This is a genomic window from Fluviispira sanaruensis (assembly GCF_004295685.1).
Taxonomy (GTDB): Bacteria; Bdellovibrionota_B; Oligoflexia; order Silvanigrellales; family Silvanigrellaceae; genus Silvanigrella; species Silvanigrella sanaruensis.
The window spans coordinates 2,396,036-2,415,930 of record NZ_AP019368.1; the positions used below are offsets into that span (position 1 = coordinate 2,396,036).

Genomic DNA, 19,895 nt, shown 5'->3' on the forward strand with positions numbered 1-19,895 from the left:
CCTAATGACTTCCAAAGATAATTATAATTTCATGGAAGATCTCAAGCAGCAATGGCTCTCAATGATAGATGCCATTGCTGACCCTCTTATTCTTATTGATAGTGATTATAATATTATTCGACAAAATAAAGCTTATTTTTACATGGTTGAAAACCATAAATTAGATAATATTACAAAAATACCTGGTAATAAATGTTATAATATATTTGCAAAAAGAAATTTACCTTGTGAACATTGCCTCGTACAAAAAGTAAATGAAAATGATAAAAATATTAAATGGACTTCAGATAGTCTAATAGAAAATAAAGAATTCGAAATACTCGTCCATTATGTACCCGCAAATGAAAAAAATAATTTAAGATATGTTGTTCATTATCGAGATATATCTGACCAGAAAAACCTGCAAAAAACATTGGCTCACTCAGACAAATTAGTTGCAATCGGAAAGCTTGCAGGTGGAGTCGCTCATGAAATAAATAGCCCACTTGCAGGAGTTTTAGCATTTACACAAATTGTCCTATCAGAAATGAATGAAGAAAATCCACACAAAGAGGATTTAGAACAAATAGAAATTGCAGCGCGAAAGTGTAAAGAAATTGTTGAAAATTTATTAAATTTTGCTCGTCTCGAGGCTCATGTAGAAGTTAAAAATGAAATTCAATTGCTCGCTGAAATACAAAAAACAGTTAAGTTAGCTAAGGGATTATTAACCCAAAAGAATATAACAGTTGTCTGGGATATTTTAGATAATAGCGATGACACCATTTATGGCAATAATGGTCAGATTGGCCAAATATTTCTAAATTTGATTTCTAATGCAATTCAAGCAATGAAAAATGGCGGTGTGATCGAAATTGAAAAATCAACAGAAAATGATTTTGTCTGCATCAAAATAAAAGACACAGGCTGTGGGATTCATCCCGATATTATCAATAAAATATTCGATCCGTTTTTTACAACAAAAACAGTCGGCGAAGGAACAGGACTCGGTCTCTCTATAACTTATTCGCTGGTTAAACAACATGGCGGAAGTATAACTGTTGAGTCTGTTATAAATGAGGGGAGTGAATTTATCCTAAAATTTCCACTTAAAAAATAAAAAAGCCACCTCATAATAAAATGAGGTGGCTTTTTATAAAAAGCAAATTATTTGCTTTCTCTGTGAAGCGTATGTTTACCGCAATATTTACAGAATTTTTTGAGTTCTAGCTTCTTTGTAGAAGCTTTTTTATTTTTTGTAGTGGAATAAAGATTATTGCCAGAACAAGAAATTTTTCCGTCACCGCTACAAATAAGCTTAATAATATCGCGCATTTAATTGACTCCTAGATTCTTTTTTTCATGTACGCGTTAAAAAAACGCAGTGGCGCAAACCCTACAAACAAAATCAACTTTTTGCAAGCAGTTTCTGCGAGTATATGATAGAGAAAATTCTTTTAAGGGTAAGAGGCACTCACTTCTAGAGGTAAAAAATGCTTAAAAACAGTGCTCACATTGAAAGTCTTCTGAACGAATTCAATCTCATTCTTGAAAACTATCGCTTGGAATTGGAAACAAATCCGGCTTCTAACGACATATCCAGTGAAATATCGGAAGCTTACATGTACCCTCTCCAAGCAGGAGGAAAACGCATTCGCCCTCTCCTTGTCCTTCTTACAGCAGGTGCATTTGGTGGCAAAGAAGGGCTTAAAACAGCATTTAAAGCTGCTCTGGCTGTTGAAAAAATCCATACCTACTCATTGGTCCATGATGATCTGCCTTGCATGGACAACGATGATTTAAGACGTGGAAAACCCACAACTCATAAGGTCTATGGTGATGCAAAAGCCCTACTTGTCGGCGATGCTTTGCTCACCCAAGCTTTCGCAGTATTAGCGGAAACTCAATATGTTCATCTGCAAAATCAGCATTATACAACATTTCTCATTCAAGCTTTGGCCAAAGGTGCGGGAGCAGAAGGGATGGTTTGGGGGCAGTGGCTTGATATATCCTTGACTGGAAACAAAAAGGTAATCTGGGAACAAATGGAAATTGTCCATAGAAATAAAACAGGTAAAATGCTGGGTACCTGTCTTGAACTTGGCTTTATCTGTGGACTCTCTGCGCAAAAATTAGAAATTAACCCCACACAATTTTTAGAAATGCGTTCTCTTATCCGCGAGGCAGGAATACGCATAGGCCTCGCTTTCCAAATCATCGATGATATTCTTGATATGACAAAATCAAGTGCAGAACTTGGAAAAACTGCCGGAAAAGATGAAGCACAAGATAAAATGACTGCTCCGCATTTACTTGGCATGGATGATGCTGTTTCACTTTCGGCAAGCCAAACCGAAAGTGCATTGTGCATGCTAGAAAAAGTATTTGAGAATTTTTCAAATGATTTTTTAGATTATAAAACTCTCCTGATAGAGCAAATTAAATTGCTTTTGCAGCGGACTCACTAAAACAATGATATTTTCTATTATATAATGCAAATAATTCATCCTCTTTTTGTTAAAATATAATTTATAATAAATTAATTTTTATATTTTAACAAAAAGAGGAAAAAAATAAAATGCAAAAGAAGAGTTCTTTCTTTTATTTATTCACATTCTGTATCTTCGCATTTTTTCTTTACTCATGCATATCTACAACACCCAAACCCGTTTCAGAAGATGAAACACAAAATGGAAGTGATGAATCTACAGCAGAAGGCAGCTCAGCGATGGGGACACAAAAAAAAGCCCCTGCACTGCCTGATTTCGACCAATTTGCGAAAATTGAGACAATAGATAATTTACAAAATATCAATAAAGACCAAGAAAAAAGACTATTAAAACTTGAAAAAGATAATAAAGCACTGATGTATCAAATCAACGATCTGAATCAGGACAATAGAATATCAAAAAAAGTTATAACTCAACTGCGAAACGATGTTTTTAGTTTAAGTGAAATAATCTCAACAAATAAAAGGGAAATAGAAATAATTAAACGGGGTTTACGCTCTGGAATTTTCGAAGACCTTAATGTATCTAATAAATCTCCCTCAAGTTCCACTGGGCAAAGCATGCTTCCAGATATCCTAGAAAGCCGCTATGCGCTTGAAGAAAGACCTAGCTCAATTGCAAAAGACCCTGGAAAAATGGAGATGACGCAGGCTTCATCTAACCCGATGAGTGCGGCACAATTATTAGCTAAAGCAGAAATTAAGATTCAACAAGCTCAATTCGGAGAAGCAATAGTTGCTCTTGAAGAAATGAAAAAAAACTTTCCTAATTATGATGACTCTGGGAAATCCAATATTTTAGCTGCTGAAGCATGGTTAAGAATGAGCGAGTACAACAATGTTTTAAATGAATTAAAGACATTTTATTTAAAATATCCGGCCAGTCATGAACTCTCACATGCTAAACTGCTAGAAGGACAAACTTATGAAAAAATGGACAGAAAAAATAAGGCTTCCGATCTATATCAAGAGGTCATTGCTCTTGCCCCGCAAAGCAATGACGCACAAAATGCGAGAGAAGGTATGCTCAGAATGCGTGATTCAAAATGAAATGCAATATTATTAAAGAATTAACTTGATAGTAAATGAATATTTACTCACTATCTCAGAATGGATATTTATTTCTCCAATGACTAGTACGCTCATTAAGTATATATAATTATTAATTTTTGTATAATATTTCCTCTTCATTTTAAATTGTAAGTCTAAAAAGAATTGAGTTTTTTCTTGCACTTTAGCTAAGATCATGTTATGTCTTCGGCATGGAAACCTACAAGGTAACCCAAGGATATTGTCGTTCGGACAGTATTTTTGTCCTTCCTTAAAAGAGAATAATAACCTTCCTTTTGAACTCTTGCCTTAGCATTGTCCTTTCTCATTTTCCTATCACATTCTCTCCACCGAGAGACGACGAAGCCGCCGGTTTCCGAACAAAACGGCGGCTTATTTTTTTGTGTCTTTATAAAAACTACAATGTTTTTGTCACACCTGTTTTTTCGAAGACTTCTTCTTTTGCAAATTTTCTTAATTTAATTAAATTTTGATCTATTTTTTCAACATTTCTCGAAATGGTAGAGATCATATCATTAAAGTTTTCATGATCGAATTTGGGATCGGTATATTTCTTTTCTTTTACATCATCACTCAATTCTTCTAAAAAACCTTTCGTGACAAAAAGCGCATTATTGATATCATGAATAATCTCTCTTAAACGCAAACTAACCATGTTAACAATTGCTTCTGGTGTTTGCATTTCAGACATAAATCTTTTGCTCCTTATTAAAAAAGAACTTAATTAATTTATATTAAGAGAGTTTTTGACTTTTTGAAATGTAATTTTCAATCGCTTTTGTCACTAGCCTGACACATTTACCAGTCGGACCACTTTCTGACCAGAGACTTATTGGACGATCCGACCACATAAAGGTATCAATGTGGTTCCATTTATCAATTGTTACAAATTTTTTGAGAAAAAGGGCCGCAGTTATGGATCCCGCATAGCTAGATACACTTCCATTCATAAAATCGGCTACAGAAGAGTCAAAATAAGAGCCATAGTCATCGGGTAATGGCATTGACCAAACCCAATCTCCCGTTTCAATTGCCGCAGCCTGCAGCATATCCGTAGTCTCAGAATGATTGCCAAAAAGTGAATCAACTGCAGTTCCCAAAGAGACCCGCGCTGCACCTGTAAGTGTCGCTAAATCTATGAGCCAATTGGGCTTTTCTTCGCAAGCAAGCGCAATTGCATCGGCTAAAACAAGTCGACCTTCGGCGTCCGTATTATCGATTTCAACCTGCAAACCATTTCTTGCTTTATAAATATCTCCTGGACGCATTGCCTCACATGAAATCATATTTTCAGCTAAAGGCAACCAACAGGTTAAATGCATAGGTAAATTCATTCGGGCGCAGGCCACAAAAATTCCCAAAGCCGCTGCAGCTCCTCCCATATCTTTTTTCATGTTACGCATATTGGACGAAGGTTTTATATCATAGCCACCCGAGTCAAAAGTTATTCCTTTGCCAACCAAGGCAATGTGAGGAATATTTTGTGCCAACTTTTTAGGAGAGTAAGTTAATTTAATCAGTCTAGGCTTAACCGCACTGCCTTTTCCAACAGCACAAATAAGCCCACAGCCCTCTTTTTCAAGTTTTGCATAATCCCAATTCTCTAGCTGAATATGATTGGGATCTTTCGCCTTTTCACATTCATTCTTGACCAAAAGCCTAAGAATGACTTCAAAAGTTTCTGGATTTAATAAATTGGGCGGCATATTGATAAAAGTTCTTGTGTAAGTCATTGCATCGGAAAGAGCAATTGCCCGATTAAAACAGTCTTGTGAAAATATTTTTTCAGATAGAATGATCTTTTTTTGTTGTTCATTTTTCTCTGTTATTTTTTTAATTTTATTTGAAATTGATTTTTGCAGGAGGCCAACTATAAATTCAGAATTATTGTCTAAAATAAGATTTTTAATATCATCAGATAAAGATACTAAAAATGCATAAGCATTTTGCTTCTGAATGAGATACGAAGTGATTTGTAAGGATAATATACTGCCAATGTAACTTGCTATATGTGCTCTACCTGGTTTCTCATGGGATAATTTTTTCGGTTCATTTTTTGGAACAACAAAAAAAAACTCTTTGCCATTTGAATCGTACGGATAAAGAGTCTTTAATTTAAATTCGCCAAAAATCTTGCGAGCAAACAAATATAACGATGAATTTCGATAAAATTCATCTTCACTTAATATATTGATTAATATACTATCTGTTCCTTTGGCAAAGCTATTATATTCTACATCAGATAACAATTCTACATTTAATGAAGATGATAACAAATAATCCGAAAAAAAATTCATTTTAATTTTCCACCCTGTGAACTGAGAAGCGTACGTTTAAGTACGGTTCTGGATTCTCCTTTTTTTGCTAAGACAATGTATCTTTGCATAGCTACCTTACGGGCTGCAAGGAACTGAGCATAAAAATTGGTAGAAGCAAATTTAAATGAAGGCGAATCGTAGTGATCAATTATTTTGCATAAATCACGAGAACCTGTTTCCGATATCGCACGCAACATCCCATTAACACCATGATTATAAGCAGTTAAAGTCAAAGGCCAGCTTTGTATTTTTTCATAATCGGATTTTAATATCTTCATAGCTACACGAGTCGAAATTTTTGGATCTGTTCTTTTGCTCACAGCCGCATCACCTTCTATGTGGCGCATTGTGCCTGGCATGATCTGCCAAAGCCCTTCTGCACCCACTTTAGAACCGGCTCTTGAATTATAGCTACTCTCAACATGTGGTAAATAAGCTAAATCTAAAGGCAGAGAGCTTTTCTTAATTTCAGGAAAAATAACTGGCATATGAATAAGACTGCGCTGTATTCCTTCTTCAAATTGTGATTTCAGACCTGATTGAATGCGAATATTGTCTTGCGCTATTATTAGATTTCTCTGCGTTAACTCCCCTTTACGAAAGAGTTTTGCAATATTTTTTTCAGCAGTTGTCCATTTCTTTGGAGTTTTCAATTTTTTAGAAAGACTATCCAATAAATTAACATATTTTTCCCGCTCATTTTTCACAAATTGTGTTCTTAAAGCTGCATTTTGTGGTATTTTTATTTTTGCATAAACACGATTTAGTTTATCTTTATCGTGAATAAAAGCTTCATTTGTATCAATTTCTATATAAACTCTTTTCCAAAAATTAACATTATCAACGATGCAGGGGAGCATTGGAAACTTTTCGTTGTTTACGGGTGCTTTTTTTATTGATGCTATTTCTTTTTCTTTTTTTTTAACTTGAATTGAGCTGACTTGAATATTTTTTTGAGTCGGCTTTACTCTTAATGATTCCGGTGGAGGAGGAATTTTAAAAAGATTTTTATTTTTAATTCCTTGATTTTCAGCAATAACAACTTTATCAATTCTCTTATTTTTCTCTTGGATTATACCAACTTTTTTATTATTAACAGAATTATTTTTTAATTCTGAGCCTAAATTTTGATTGACAAGTGGATTGTAATAAAGCACTGGATGTTTGCCTTCTTCTGGCGGCAAATCAATTTTGAGATCCAACGCAAACGTTTTTGCAAACAGAGCAACCTGCGAAATTATTACAATCGTAGAGAAAACTGACTTTCGGTTCATTTGCAAATTTTTCAGAAACATATTAAATCCTCGGAAAGAAGCAGATTTCTGCTTCTAGCTTAAAACAACAACATGAAAGGCATAGTATGTTTCGCATATTTAAGTGGTTTTTACCAGTCTTTTTTAGCGTGCTATTGCTTTTCATACTTGAGCTGATCCTGCAAAAAGCTAAAGTACCAAATTATATTATCCCACTTCCATCTCAAGTTTTCGATGTGTTACTGACTGACTGGGAAACAATTTTACAGAATACATCCACAACTTTAAAAGAATGGATGATGGGTGTCGCTCTTGCTATTTTACTTGGTTTAATCCTTTCAATTTGTTCCTTTAGATCAAAAATATTTCATTCGTTTATATCACCTATTTTAATTATTTCTCAAAGTGTCCCTTATCTTGTTTTCACTCCTATACTTATGATTTGGTTTGGTTTAGGAATTGCTCCAAAAGTTATTTTAGTTGTATTGACCTGTTCATTTCCAATTTCACTTGTTTTACAACATGATCTTCTTGAAGCTAAAAAAGAATATCACCTTGTTGTCGAAATGCTTTATATTAAACCAATAAAAGCTTTTATTCATATTTATCTACCCTATTCATTACCAGGTTTTTTTAATGCTTTAAAAATCAGCGTAAGTTATTCATTTGGCTCCGCAGCTTTGGCTGAACTTATGGGCAGCGAAAACGGTCTTGGAGTTTATTTGTTACGTTCTCAATCAACATACAGAACTGATAAAATGCTTGCAGCCGTCTTTGTTATAGTATTGATAAGTATTGCAAGCACATCTTTTGTATCACTTATACAAAAAAAAGTTATCTTTTGGAAAACCGCAAAGCATTGAATAAATAGGTAATTTAAATTATGATTCAGATTAATATAGATAAATATTCCTATAAAAATAAAATACCTGTTATTAAAAATTTAAATATTTCCTTATTAGAAGGACAAATCACAACTTTGATTGGAGCATCAGGCTGTGGGAAGTCAACATTTCTGCGCGTTCTTATGGGTATGGAAACTGGGGCAGTTGGCCATATTTTACATAATAATAATTCATATAATTTTAAGGAGTGGAGTTCTAAACAAACATTATTTTCAATGGTACCACAAACCCCTTTACTCTTTCCCTGGAAAAATATTCTTGAAAATATAAAATTAGCAATTACGAAAAAAAAGGAAATTTCGGAAAATAAAAATAAAAATGAAATTGCAATAAATGCTTTAAAAATTGTGCAAATGCATGAGCATGCTTTAAAATATCCAGATGAGATTTCCCTCGGAATGGCACAACGCGTTTCCTTTGCCAGAGCACTTGTGCTCGATACAAAAGCTATATTATTAGATGAGCCCTTTGCTTCTTTAGATGCACATACAAGACGTCTGTTACAGGATTGGTTACGCATAAAAATAAAAGAAACCGGTAAATACGCCATTCTCGTCACTCACGATGTGCGCGAAGCTCTTTTACTTTCAAATGAAATTAATGTTTTACAAGGCTCGCCAGCGGAAGTTTATAGAAAATTCCATTCTGATGAAATATTATCTGCTGATAAAAACTTAGAAGATGATATTTTATTGATTCTAGGAAAAAAAATTTAAACTCAATGCGATATTTTTTTAATAAAATGTGAACTACTTGTTTTGGCATTTGATTCATCAAAAACATCGCAAGCTAACTGAAAGTCATCAATATCTAAATAACCTTTTTCATTTAAGACATCTTTTAGTTTATGAAATGAATCCATAAGCAATGTATTTTGTTCGAGCAAGCCATCCATTTCTGCTCTTAATTTACATACTTCTCCACCAATTCGTGTCATAGTATCGAAGATCTGTTCAATTTGTTTTGATAAATTGACATTAAGGCCATTGTCATCGGTCACATTTCTTGGAGATTCAAGATCGAGAGCATAAGTGTCAAGACCTTCCTCTCCAGCTTCTTCATATGTTTCCTGAGGTATGTTGGCCATTGCTTCCCCTTCCAAATAGAAATCAGCAAACGCTCTTTTACAACATCTCCCCTTGTCGGATGGATTTAACTTGAAATAAGAGGAAAGAATTGGCACCTTGTTTCTAAAATTGGCACAGACCTGAGAGGTGTGTTAAAAGGCCTCTGGTTTAGTATGTGTTTACTTTGTTGAAAGGATAAATTCTTAGTCATGTTAAATATTCTCAAGTCTCTCTTTGGAACCAAAAACGATCGAGAATTGCGCAACACTGCGCCAATCCTTACAAAGATAAATATGCTCGAAGCCAAAATGCAATTGCTCAGCGACAGCGAACTCAAAGGCAAAACAGTTGAATATAAAGCTCGTTATAAAAAGGGAGAAACACTAGATTCACTTCTTCCAGAAGCTTTTGCCACTGTTCGTGAAGCCAGTAAACGTTGCCTTGGCAAAAGACATTTTGATGTTCAGCTTATTGGTGGGTTCGTACTGCACCAAGGAAAAATTGCAGAAATGCGTACAGGTGAAGGAAAAACATTAACAGCAACAGCACCTGTCTATCTAAATGCGATTTCTGGAAAAGGCGTGCATGTCGTGACCGTCAACGAATATCTTGCATCGACTCAATCTGAAGAAATGGGACGTTTATACACTTTTCTCGGCTTAACAACTGGATGTATTCTTTCTGGCATGAACGATCACCAGCGACAAGAAGCTTATGCTTGTGATGTCACTTACGGCACCAATAACGAGCTCGGCTTTGACTATTTACGTGATAATATGAAAGTTCGTCTTGAAGATTTCTGTCAACGCGGACATCACTTTGCCATTGTGGATGAAGTGGACTCTATTTTAATCGATGAAGCTAGAACTCCACTTATTATCAGTGGTCCTTCGGACACTTCCTCAGATAAATATCTTGTTGCAAATAATGCCATTCGTGGACTGAGAAAAGAAATCGATTACACTGTCGATGAAAAATCTCGCGCATGTGCTTTAACAGAAGCAGGAATTTCTAAAGTCGAAAAACGTTTAAATATTGATAATCTTTTTGATCCTGAGCACAATGAACTCGTTCATGCATGTAACAATGCACTGCGTGCTCATGTTCTATTCCGCAAAGATGATCACTATATCGTGCAAAATGGACAAATTATTATTGTTGACGAATTCACGGGTCGCCTTATGCACGGTCGCCGCTTTTCGGACGGATTGCACCAAGCATTGGAAGCAAAAGAAAATGTGCAAATCCAAGCAGAGAATCAAACGCTCGCACAAGTGACTCTGCAAAATTATTTTAGAATGTACGATAAGCTTTCTGGGATGACTGGAACTGCTGATACCGAAGCTGTCGAGTTTCACAATATTTATAAATTAAATGTTGTTGTCGTACCTACAAATAGACAAATGATTCGTAAAGATCACGATGATGTTTTATTTTTAAAACAAACAATTAAATTCAATGCTGTTGCAGATGAAATTGAAAAAATTCATAAGACAGGACAGCCTATTTTAGTTGGTACGGTGAGCATTGAAAAAAGTGAATTGCTTTCCGAGTTGCTAAAAAAGAAAAACATTAAACACCAAGTTCTAAATGCAAAGCATCATGAGCAAGAAGCGCATATTATTGCCCAAGCAGGCCAAAAAAGCCGTGTTACATTATCCACTAATATGGCTGGGCGTGGAACCGATATTATTTTGGGCGAAGGAGTTGCAGAACTCGGTGGACTTTACGTAATCGGAACCGAGCGTCACGAAAGCCGACGCATTGACAATCAGCTGCGCGGACGTTCAGGTCGCCAAGGTGATCCAGGCGCAAGTAAATTCTTTCTTTCTTGGGAAGATGAACTTATGCGCAGATTTAATAACAAAGCAAATCAATTTATTATGGAACGTTTCGTGGGCGATGAAGCAATCCACGACCCTCGCTTAACCAATGTCATTGGTAAAGTGCAAAAACGAGTGGAAGGCTTTAACTATGACATTCGTAAACAACTTCTCCAATACGATGATGTTTTAAATCAGCAAAGAAAAGCGATTTATGCTGCGCGTATGCGAATTCTCCGAAAAGAAAATGTAAAAGAAATTCTGGCGGGTGATCCCATCGAAAAATTTGCTCGGACAATTTGTGATGATTTTACTCCACCTTCAGGCTTGCCTGGCGAAATAGTTACTGTTGATTACCGTAATTTAGAAAGAGTTCTTTTCCGCAGTTTCAACAAAGCAATTCCTTTCAACGAAAGTGAAAGAAAAAATAACGAGATTGGCAGAGATGAATTTTACGCACTCATTACCAAGAAATTAATGACTGAATACGAAGAAAAAGAAAATCTTTTTGGGCATGAACAAATGCGTGATATTGAACGCTGGGTAATGCTGCAAACCATCGACTCCTGGTGGAAAGATCATTTATTAAATATCGACCATCTTAAGGACGGAATTGGCTTACGTGGTTATGCACAAAAAGATCCTTTGCAAGAATATAAAAACGAAGCCTTCGAACTCTTTAAAAGACTTATCAGCGCTATTAAACAAGACTCTCTGCAAATGATCTTCAGAGTACAACCAAATTTGGCAGAAAAATTCATTGCCGAAGCGAAAGCAGAAGTGGAAAAGAAGGCCAGACTTGAACTTAAAAACTCACAAGCAGAACATCAAGATCCAGAGGATGCATTTGAGCACAAGCTAGAAGAAAAAGAAGAAATTGAACGCAAAAAGGCCATGTATAGCAATTTAAATACAATATAATAATTGAATTTAAATATTATAATTGAATTTAAATATTATAAATAAATTTAAAAAATCAAGAAGCAACTCTTTTCGGCAACACAAAAATAATATTTGTGTTGTCTGATATTTTGTCGAATTTTAAGTAGCCACCTTGTCTATCGATCACGTTAGAGAGCAATTTTATATCAATAAAATAAAATTGATTGTTAAATTGATGCATTGGTTTAATATCATCTTTATGAAAAAGACCCCGTTCAAAGCGATTGCAACTATCCGTAAAACAAAATTCTATTCTATCATTAAATTCTGTGAGCAGTAATTCTATCCATCTACATTTTTTGTATTTTAAAATCTTAATAGAATTATTGATTAAATAAAGAAGGACATAAACAATAGATGAAGGTCTGCATTCTAATTCAAGTTTAGGATCAACATCCATCACAATATTATATTGTATATCGTGATTTTTAATTTTATCTAAGAAAAATAGATTAACAGTATCAATTATTTGCGACATATTAGTATTTTGAATATTATTCTGATCTAAATTTCTATAAAATGTTTTAATGGAATTTATTTTTTTTGCTGCGTTAAAGCTCTTAACAGAGATCAATTCTACATCATTAAGAACAATATTTTTGTTGAATTCTTGTCGAACTAAGATAGATGAGGTTTTAATGGATTTTATATAAATATCTGCTAAGGAACGATTAACTTCGTTTAATACTTGTATTGTTAAAATATTGCAAAAAACATTTTGCTCGTATTGAAATAATTTTTCTTTTTTTAGACATAATTCCTTCTTTTCTTTTATTAAATTCTTTTCAGCCAATTTTTGCTTGATTTCTATTCTCTTATTTTCTAAAAGATTCATTGCAAATCTAGAGAGATATTTTAGTGAATTAATTTGATATTTAGTAACTTTTTTAGGATTAGTCCCCAATACACAAAGTGAACCGATTCGATGTCCAGATTGAGTAATTAAAGGTGCGCCAATATAAAATCGAATATTCCTTTCCTTAACGGCAGGAATTTCTGAAAAACGATGATCATTTAAAGTATTTTGCACAATTAAAACATCATCACTTAATATAGTATAACCACAGAAAGAGCTATGTCTGGGTACTTCTTTGATTGAATATCCTAGACTTGAAATAAGTTGAACACTATTTTCTTGGACTAAGGTAATTGCAGAGATAGGGCATTTAAATATTTGCATAGCTAGAAAAGTAATTTCTCTGAATTCTTTTCCGAATACTTCTTTCAATAAGTCATAATTACGTAGGACTTCTAGCCGTTCTTTTTCGTCAATAGGTACTAAACTAACTTTATTTTTCTGGGGTCGGGTGGCACTCATTCGATATTCCTGAAAGTGACGATTTAACAATTATTTTTTAAAATAATCATTACAAAAGCATTCCTGTCTTAATTTAATTCTTTTTTTAATAATTGTATTTATAATCAAATATTTATATTAGGCATTCGCCTTTATTGTAAAAAAACAAATAAACTTGCACAAAATTCACTTTCTTTAAAACGGAACGTAAAATTATACATTAAAACAAAAATAAAACATTCGAAGAATTTTAAAAAAAAGCGATAACTTATTAACTTATAAAAGTAAATATTAAAAATTTAGATATCACTCAAATTAATTTCTCTTTGTTTAAGTTTCATTTAGAATAATTACCAAAAGAACCCCAACTACTCACAATATAAATCTTCATTTCAAATTTGACAACAAAACAACAGCATATTCTTAAAATTAATTTGATCAAAATGAAAAATATTCTTAATATCTTAAAAATATTTATCTTTATTGATTAAATTAGTATTCTAACACTTAGAGAAATTGACAATTAAACAAAATAGGAGAATTATATTTATGAAGGATAAGCCTATGTTTAATATTGCAAAAACTTAGGTAAAAAAATCATCTATTTTAGATTAATTTTAGGAACTTATATGTTAGGCAAGTTTTTCAAAAGAAAATTAGACTGGAATCTCATTATTCTTTTATTTTCTATATTTTTAGGAGGACTTTGCGGATATTATTTTCCTAACTTTATTCAATCTATTGAGTGGATTGGTAAAATATTCATGAACACTCTCATGATGTTAGTTTTACCACTTATTTTTCTTGCTCTCGTTGGCGCAATAACCTCGTTAAGCGATATTTCAAAATTAGGATCCCTTGGTAAAGTAACAATTGTAATTATAATTATAAATGTCGGTTCTGCTGCATTTATTGGATTGTTACTGAGTTTATTTCTAAAACCTGGCCAAGGAGTAAATCCAAGTTTGATGGGACAAGATTTACAAACAATGTTATCTCAATCATCACAAAACTTAGGCTTTTCTGAATTTATCCTTGGAATGTTCCCTGCGAATTTAGGTGAGGTTGCCATTCGCTCTCAAATTCTCCCAATCGTTGTCTTCGGTATATTTTTTTCAATTGTGGCTTTGCGTATGCTTAATAAAAGTTCAGTAGCAAGTGCGTTGAAAGTCTGTAAAGGTTTTAAAGAAATACTCATGGGCATGATTTCAGCTGTTATGAAACTCACCCCAATTGCTTTATTTTCTCTTATTGGCAACTCTGTTTCTTCTTCTCTCTTAAAAGGAAACTTAGCTGAAGACATGATGGGAATTTTTAAATTTTTAATAATATTCCTTTTAGGTTGTGTGATACTCTGTATTTTACAGTTTATTATATTAAGAATTCTTTGTGGAAAAAATGCCAATTCTTTTTTAGCTCAGTCAATTGGTTGTATTTCGACTGGTTTCGCAACGGCCAGCTCTCTCGCTACTTTACCCGTTATGCTCATAGCTGCAGAAACACAAAAAATCGATGAAACAATTGCTAAATTCGCTCTTCCCTTAACTGTAGTATTCAACCTTGGCTCATCTGCTTTGTATGTTTCCTCTGCAACTCTCTTCGTTTCTCAAGTCCTTGGCATAGAAATATCAGGATTTAACATCTTTTTAATTTATATCACCACCGTCATTACAGGATTAGGAACAACTGGAATTCCAAATGCGGGTTTTATAGCGACAGTCACCGTGCTGAAAACCATTTCAGTTCCAGCCACTTCCGTTGCAATATTGTTTCCAATAGACGCTGTTTTAGGACGGGTAAGAACATCAGTTAATATTTGGGGACACCTTGTCTGCACCAAATTAATTCAATTTTGGATATCTAAACAACAATAATCATTTTGAAAAATTACATTCTTTTTTCTTCTCATTATTGAGAAACTGAATACCAATCCCAAATGCTTGGGTAAAATGATTAAACTCAATTAAGCTCTGCCCATAGCCGTAAAAATACTGAAAATATAAAGCATAGTCACGATAAAAATTATATGATTGCGATGCAGTGATTTGAATGCGATCGATATTTTCGATATTTTGTATCGAAATTTTTGTTTCAAAATTCCCTATTTTATAAGATCCAGTTACTTTTTCATAGCCGAGATAGTCTTCTATTTTTTCCGAGTGATGAGTAAATGTTGTTTCGTTATCAACCGGCAAAAACCAAGCCATAAACTCAAAGGAAAAATCTTTTTGCTCATAATTAAATTTCCCATACACTCTATTCCAAGACATTTCATAATCTGTACCTAAGCCATTTGATTCATGTGAATAACCTAAACTTGCTTTATTATGTTCGTTTATTTTATATAATAAAAATGCTTCTGGGTTATAATCGCTTGAGCGAAACCAAGGTCTAATTTCATACAATTGCCAAAAGGATTTTAAGGTAAATGCCGCATTTAAAGATATGTGCTCCCATTCATAAATAGGAGCATAGACACTCAATTGCGCTTTGAACTCCTTACTTTCAACAGGCTCATTTTCTACAGACATTTCATTATAAAGACTATAATAGGGTGAAGCTGTATAATAATAGGGTAAAATATAATTATCTTGATATAGTTCAAACATAATTTAACTCAAAAAATATTTATTCTTTAAAATTATCCTACGTTAAAATTTAGTATTTTATTCATTTATTTGACATTATAAATTTTTCCTATTACTAAGAATATTCATAAATATCTTCTAAAATAATAAAGATACTTTCTCTCTTTCGGTAGAAATAATGAGAACTTCAATGCGTTTAAAAATTTTAATTTCAATGCTATTTATTTTATTTCATACACAAGTTTTATCTAATCAAAATCCAAATGAAGATCAGATAAATCAAAATAATAATGATGACGATAATCATTTTTTTGGCGGTGAGTGGTATGTTTCTTGGGGCTACAATAAGGATTATTGGCGCCCAACGGATATCCATGTTGTGCAAAAATCATTAAATAATGACTTTACTGTTCATGATGTCCATGCAGTGGATTATCCCCAATGGGACACAGGTTACAGTATTTTTACGCCTGAAATAACAACTCCACAATGGAATCTAAGAATAGGCCGTTATATCGATGCAAAAAGAAATTATGCTCTAGAGTTTAGTTTTGATCACACAAAATTTAGCTCTGTTATCGATCAAAATGCCCATATTACAGGTACAATCGGTGGTCAAAGCGTCGATATGTATCATCAGCTAACAACTGCTTATTTTAGATATGATCTGCACAACGGCGCCAATCATATTATGTTTAATATTGTAAGGAGATTTTCATTAGCAGGTGAGGTTAACCAAGACTATAGTCTCAATACAGTGGTAAAACTTGGTGCGGGTATTATGTTACCTCATGCTGACAACTCTATTTTTGGCAACCAAAATAACAATGGCGGCTTAGCCTTCGGCAATTGGTTTGGCTTGACCTCAGGTTGGTGGCAACTCAATGGGATAACGACCGGAGTAGAAGCCGGTCTTCAATTTGTTTTCTGGAAACCATTTTATTTGGAATTTACTTTTAAAGAAGCTATTGCAAAAATGTTTAATGTTCCCGTTTATCAGGGTGTGGCTGACCATGTGCTCATAATGAGTGAACTTATTTTAAGTGTTGGTTATACCTTCAATTCAAGATAAATATACCTCAGTGAACCTTTTATCCCTAAAGAAACAAAAATGCGGCACTTATTGAAAAAAAGAGATCATCCACAAATGTCCGTCTAAGTCTGAAAATCCTTTAACATACATAAAACTATAATCATTCTTATCCAAAAGATGTTGATGCTCCGTCGCTCCCAACTTCGTTGCTTTTTTAATATAATTATCTACTTCTGCTTTCGAAGAGACTGAAATACTTACATACGATTCTTTAAATGTGAAAGGGTCACAGATTTCTTTCACAACTATCTTATTGAATACAGGCTCATTTATAAGCATAACATAACAATTTTTCCCTATTACCATACATAATGCATTCGCATAGGTATAGATTGGCTCAAAGGAAAATCCCAATTTGCTAAAAAATTCTTTAGACTTTTCTAAATCTTTTACGGGTAGACTGACAAAGAATGCCTTATACATATATCACCACTCTTAAAATTTTGTTTTTATCATATCACAAAAAATTGAAACTGATGTCATAAAATTAACGGGTTTTTTTGAATTTTTATTTCGGGGGATTTTATAAATATATGTTTTTATTTTTATTCTTAATCTCTCGGTAAAAGAAAGAGCATCCTTTCAGGGCAGTGGTTTTTCAAAGTCTTTGTTCGGGGATTTTATAAATATATGTTTTTATTTTTATTCTTAATCTCTCGGTAAAAGAAAGAGCATCCTTTCAGGGCAGAGTTGCTGGCCGCAAATGCCCTTCAAGAATGCTTTTCTTTTACCTAAATTTCTGCCTAAATAAAGCCAACTTATATTTTAAAATCGTTTTTTGGGGTGACTTCGGGGGTTTTGCGCAAGTTTATTTCGGAAGAATTAACAAATTAAGTATTTCATTTTTAAACTTTATAAGGTAAGCTTCAACTCTTTTATCTATTTTACTTATGCGAGAGAAATGAAAACAAAACACAGAGCAACTTGCCTATTTATATATGAAAATTCAATTCTGCTTATTAAAATGCAAGACCCAATATCAAAGATAATTTATTGGTATCCACCTGGCGGCAAAATAGAACAAAACGAAACTGCTGTTGAAACCGTTAAACGAGAAGTGCGCGAAGAAACTGGATTTGAGCTTCAATTATTAAACGAAGATTATGTTATTACAGAATATGAGATGTTATTACAGAATATGAGATGTTATTACAGAATATGAGAGCGAATGGTGTAACGATATTTATCGGTGCATAAATTATACTTTTGTTGGCACAATCAGAATTCCAGACTTTGACCCTGCTTGTGAAACAAACAAACGAATATACGAGTTAGAAACGCAATGGGTCGACCTTAAATATTTAAAATTTTTTCTAGGCTTTAATAAAGAACTCTTAGAATCAACATTAAAAATATTAGCGCAGTATAAATTAGAATTTGTTTTCAAATACTAAGAAGAATTTAATCATTATTAATCAACCTTCATAAGTTTCGCTTAGCAGAATTCATTTATGCAAATACACGAAGCATAAGTATAGTTACTTAACATAAATCTGCAGAAAGTATTAATTTAATTCAGAGGGGAGAGACATGTAAGAGGCTTCGAAGGGCATTTGCGGCCAGCAACTCTGCACTGAGAAGCCCCTTACATGACGCATGCCCGATGATATTTCGATCTTTAAACTGATGATTTATGCACCACCACCACCAAAAAAAAAGCCCCGCCGAAGCGGAGCCTTTTTGCCAAATGTACTTTGTAAGAAAAACAAATTGGTTGCAGATGTTTGAAATTAGAAGCGGTAGTGAGCAAATGCTTTGTTTGCTTCTGCCATTTTATGAACGTCTTCACGTTTCTTAATAGCAGCACCACGGCGGTTAGCAGCATCGAGGATTTCTGCTGCAAGCTTATCGCGCATGGATTTTTCATTGCGTAAGCGAGAGTAAGAAATAAGCCAACGAAGTGCAAGAGCTTGTCTGCGCTCAGGACGGACTTCTACAGGAATTTGATAGTTCGAACCACCAACGCGGCGGGTACGAACTTCAACTTGTGGTTTCAAGTTCTCAAGAGCACGTTTGAAAACAGCAATAGCTTCTTCATCTTGTGCTTTTTGAGTTACGATTTCGATAGCGCCGTAGAAAATTTTCTCAGCTGCGCTTTTTTTACCATCTTCCATCATGCAGTTGATGAATTTAGTGACAAGTGTGTCACCAAATACTGGATCTGGAAGTACTTCACGTTTTATCGGGCGGCGTCTGCGTGCCATAGTTTAAATTCCTTCTAAAAAAAGAGAAACTTCAAAGTTTCTTTGAAACCTTTACTCAAAAGCAGAACACAGTGTTTGCTTCTGTTTGTCGTGTTCGCCATATTGCAGGCAGGGAGCAACAAATCTCACCTAGAGCGTAACTGTGCTTACTTTTTACCTTTTTTAGCCGGTTCAGCAGCAGCAGCGCCTCCTTTAGGACGTTTAGCGCCATAAAGAGAGCGGGATTGACGACGTTTTGCAACGCCGGTTGTGTCAAGTGCACCACGAACAATGTGGTAACGCACACCAGGTAAGTCTTTTACACGACCGCCACGAACAAGAACCACGGAGTGTTCTTGAAGGTTGTGGCCTTCACCTGGAATATAGGAAATAACTTCAATACCTGTTGTCAAGCGAACTTTTGCAACTTTACGGATCGCAGAGTTTGGCTTTTTAGGTGTTGTTGTATAAACGCGTGTACAAACGCCACGACGTTGTGGGCACTCTTTGAGCGCTGGGGACTTGCTGCGATAAGCCTTAGGTGTACGACCACTCGCGACAAGCTGGTTAATAGTTGGCATACGAAACCTTTCCTTGTATGTATCCGTCTGTTTTTCTTACACTTAATCTATTTGGCTGAAGAAAAAAGTGTGCATAAAGTCGCCTTTTTGCAAGCTCCACACATTAGTGAGGAACTCCGTCAAAGTCAACCTTTTTTTATGAGACAAAAGTCCCTATAAAGTCAAATATTTAGATGGCAAAAAAGACCCTGAAAAGCTTGCCGCGCAGGCTTAACACTTCATTTAAAAAGAACATTTAAAATTTTCACAAATCTCAGTACCATTTTAGCCTGCAAAACGATTGACA

General features: G+C 34.2%; 19 protein-coding genes. 9 read left to right on the forward strand and 10 right to left on the reverse strand.

The genetic code is table 11. The features are described from left to right. The first annotated feature begins 4 nt into the window (after window positions 1–4). A complete protein-coding gene (locus tag EZS29_RS10045) occupies window positions 5–1,099 on the forward strand; it encodes a sensor histidine kinase (RefSeq protein WP_130609809.1) in 1,095 nt (364 codons plus the stop codon). A 47-nt stretch (window positions 1,100–1,146) separates the two neighbouring features. On the opposite strand, the gene rpmG is transcribed toward EZS29_RS10045, so the two are convergent. Next, complete coding sequence (gene rpmG, locus EZS29_RS10050; RefSeq protein ID WP_130609813.1) at window positions 1,147–1,314, reverse strand: 50S ribosomal protein L33; 168 nt, start codon at window positions 1,312–1,314, stop codon at window positions 1,147–1,149. Between the two features lie 158 nt (window positions 1,315–1,472). On the opposite strand from rpmG, the gene EZS29_RS10055 reads away from it, so the two are divergent. Together EZS29_RS10055 and bamD are read left to right on the forward strand one after the other, a co-directional pair. After that, the gene (locus tag EZS29_RS10055) at window positions 1,473–2,447 is read left to right on the forward strand and encodes a polyprenyl synthetase family protein (RefSeq protein ID WP_130609816.1); all 975 of its coding nucleotides are present in this window, start codon (window positions 1,473–1,475) and stop codon (window positions 2,445–2,447) included. Window positions 2,448–2,557: 110 nt separating this feature from the next. Beyond that, window positions 2,558–3,538: an outer membrane protein assembly factor BamD gene (gene bamD / locus EZS29_RS10060; protein ID WP_130609819.1), complete on the forward strand. Its 981-nt coding sequence runs from the start codon at window positions 2,558–2,560 to the stop codon at window positions 3,536–3,538. A 418-nt stretch (window positions 3,539–3,956) separates the two neighbouring features. On the opposite strand, the gene EZS29_RS10065 is transcribed toward bamD, so the two are convergent. Genes EZS29_RS10065 through EZS29_RS10075 form a run of 3 tightly spaced genes read right to left on the reverse strand, consistent with a single transcriptional unit; the run spans window position 3,957 to window position 7,172 of the window. Further along, a complete protein-coding gene (locus tag EZS29_RS10065; RefSeq protein ID WP_130609822.1) occupies window positions 3,957–4,250 on the reverse strand; it encodes a hypothetical protein in 294 nt (97 codons plus the stop codon). A 43-nt stretch (window positions 4,251–4,293) separates the two neighbouring features. Then, window positions 4,294–5,856, reverse strand: a complete 1,563-nt coding sequence (locus EZS29_RS10070) for a M17 family metallopeptidase (protein ID WP_130609825.1) — start codon at window positions 5,854–5,856, stop codon at window positions 4,294–4,296. Continuing rightward, window positions 5,853–7,172, reverse strand: a complete 1,320-nt coding sequence (locus tag EZS29_RS10075; protein WP_130609829.1) for a lytic transglycosylase domain-containing protein — start codon at window positions 7,170–7,172, stop codon at window positions 5,853–5,855. The genes EZS29_RS10070 and EZS29_RS10075 overlap by 4 nt, the downstream gene beginning before the upstream one ends. A gap of 65 nt (window positions 7,173–7,237) precedes the next feature. On the opposite strand from EZS29_RS10075, the gene EZS29_RS10080 reads away from it, so the two are divergent. Next, a complete protein-coding gene (locus EZS29_RS10080; protein ID WP_130609832.1) occupies window positions 7,238–7,993 on the forward strand; it encodes an ABC transporter permease in 756 nt (251 codons plus the stop codon). Between the two features lie 20 nt (window positions 7,994–8,013). Further along, window positions 8,014–8,751, forward strand: coding sequence for an ABC transporter ATP-binding protein (locus EZS29_RS10085; RefSeq protein WP_130609835.1), 738 nt, complete (start codon window positions 8,014–8,016; stop codon window positions 8,749–8,751). 2 nt (window positions 8,752–8,753) lie between these two features. On the opposite strand, the gene EZS29_RS10090 is transcribed toward EZS29_RS10085, so the two are convergent. Further along, a complete protein-coding gene (locus EZS29_RS10090; RefSeq protein ID WP_130609838.1) occupies window positions 8,754–9,122 on the reverse strand; it encodes a hypothetical protein in 369 nt (122 codons plus the stop codon). Between the two features lie 189 nt (window positions 9,123–9,311). Between EZS29_RS10090 and secA the strand changes: the two genes are divergently transcribed. Beyond that, window positions 9,312–11,846, forward strand: a complete 2,535-nt coding sequence (secA, locus tag EZS29_RS10095; protein WP_130609842.1) for a preprotein translocase subunit SecA — start codon at window positions 9,312–9,314, stop codon at window positions 11,844–11,846. 55 nt (window positions 11,847–11,901) lie between these two features. On the opposite strand, the gene EZS29_RS10100 is transcribed toward secA, so the two are convergent. Next, window positions 11,902–13,185 carry a GAF domain-containing protein gene (locus EZS29_RS10100; protein ID WP_130609845.1) on the reverse strand — a complete coding sequence of 428 codons (1,284 nt, stop codon included), beginning with the start codon at window positions 13,183–13,185 and terminating at the stop codon, window positions 11,902–11,904. Between the two features lie 608 nt (window positions 13,186–13,793). On the opposite strand from EZS29_RS10100, the gene EZS29_RS10105 reads away from it, so the two are divergent. After that, window positions 13,794–15,038: a dicarboxylate/amino acid:cation symporter gene (locus EZS29_RS10105; RefSeq protein WP_130609848.1), complete on the forward strand. Its 1,245-nt coding sequence runs from the start codon at window positions 13,794–13,796 to the stop codon at window positions 15,036–15,038. On the opposite strand, the gene EZS29_RS10110 is transcribed toward EZS29_RS10105, so the two are convergent. Next, window positions 15,039–15,773, reverse strand: coding sequence for a phospholipase A (locus EZS29_RS10110; RefSeq protein WP_130609851.1), 735 nt, complete (start codon window positions 15,771–15,773; stop codon window positions 15,039–15,041). A gap of 169 nt (window positions 15,774–15,942) precedes the next feature. Here EZS29_RS10110 and EZS29_RS10115 point away from each other — a divergent pair, with 169 nt between their 5' ends. After that, complete coding sequence (locus EZS29_RS10115) at window positions 15,943–16,824, forward strand: hypothetical protein (protein ID WP_130609854.1); 882 nt, start codon at window positions 15,943–15,945, stop codon at window positions 16,822–16,824. A 48-nt stretch (window positions 16,825–16,872) separates the two neighbouring features. On the opposite strand, the gene EZS29_RS10120 is transcribed toward EZS29_RS10115, so the two are convergent. Beyond that, on the reverse strand, window positions 16,873–17,268 hold the full coding sequence (locus EZS29_RS10120; RefSeq protein WP_130609857.1) for a VOC family protein: 396 nt from the start codon (window positions 17,266–17,268) through the stop codon (window positions 16,873–16,875). Between the two features lie 478 nt (window positions 17,269–17,746). On the opposite strand from EZS29_RS10120, the gene EZS29_RS10125 reads away from it, so the two are divergent. Continuing rightward, a complete protein-coding gene (locus EZS29_RS10125; protein ID WP_130609860.1) occupies window positions 17,747–18,007 on the forward strand; it encodes an NUDIX domain-containing protein in 261 nt (86 codons plus the stop codon). Between the two features lie 568 nt (window positions 18,008–18,575). On the opposite strand, the gene rpsG is transcribed toward EZS29_RS10125, so the two are convergent. Together rpsG and rpsL are read right to left on the reverse strand one after the other, a co-directional pair. Continuing rightward, on the reverse strand, window positions 18,576–19,049 hold the full coding sequence (rpsG, locus tag EZS29_RS10130) for a 30S ribosomal protein S7 (RefSeq protein ID WP_130609864.1): 474 nt from the start codon (window positions 19,047–19,049) through the stop codon (window positions 18,576–18,578). 146 nt (window positions 19,050–19,195) lie between these two features. Further along, the gene (rpsL, locus tag EZS29_RS10135) at window positions 19,196–19,609 is read right to left on the reverse strand and encodes a 30S ribosomal protein S12 (protein WP_130609868.1); all 414 of its coding nucleotides are present in this window, start codon (window positions 19,607–19,609) and stop codon (window positions 19,196–19,198) included. Between the last annotated feature and the right edge of the window lie 286 nt (window positions 19,610–19,895).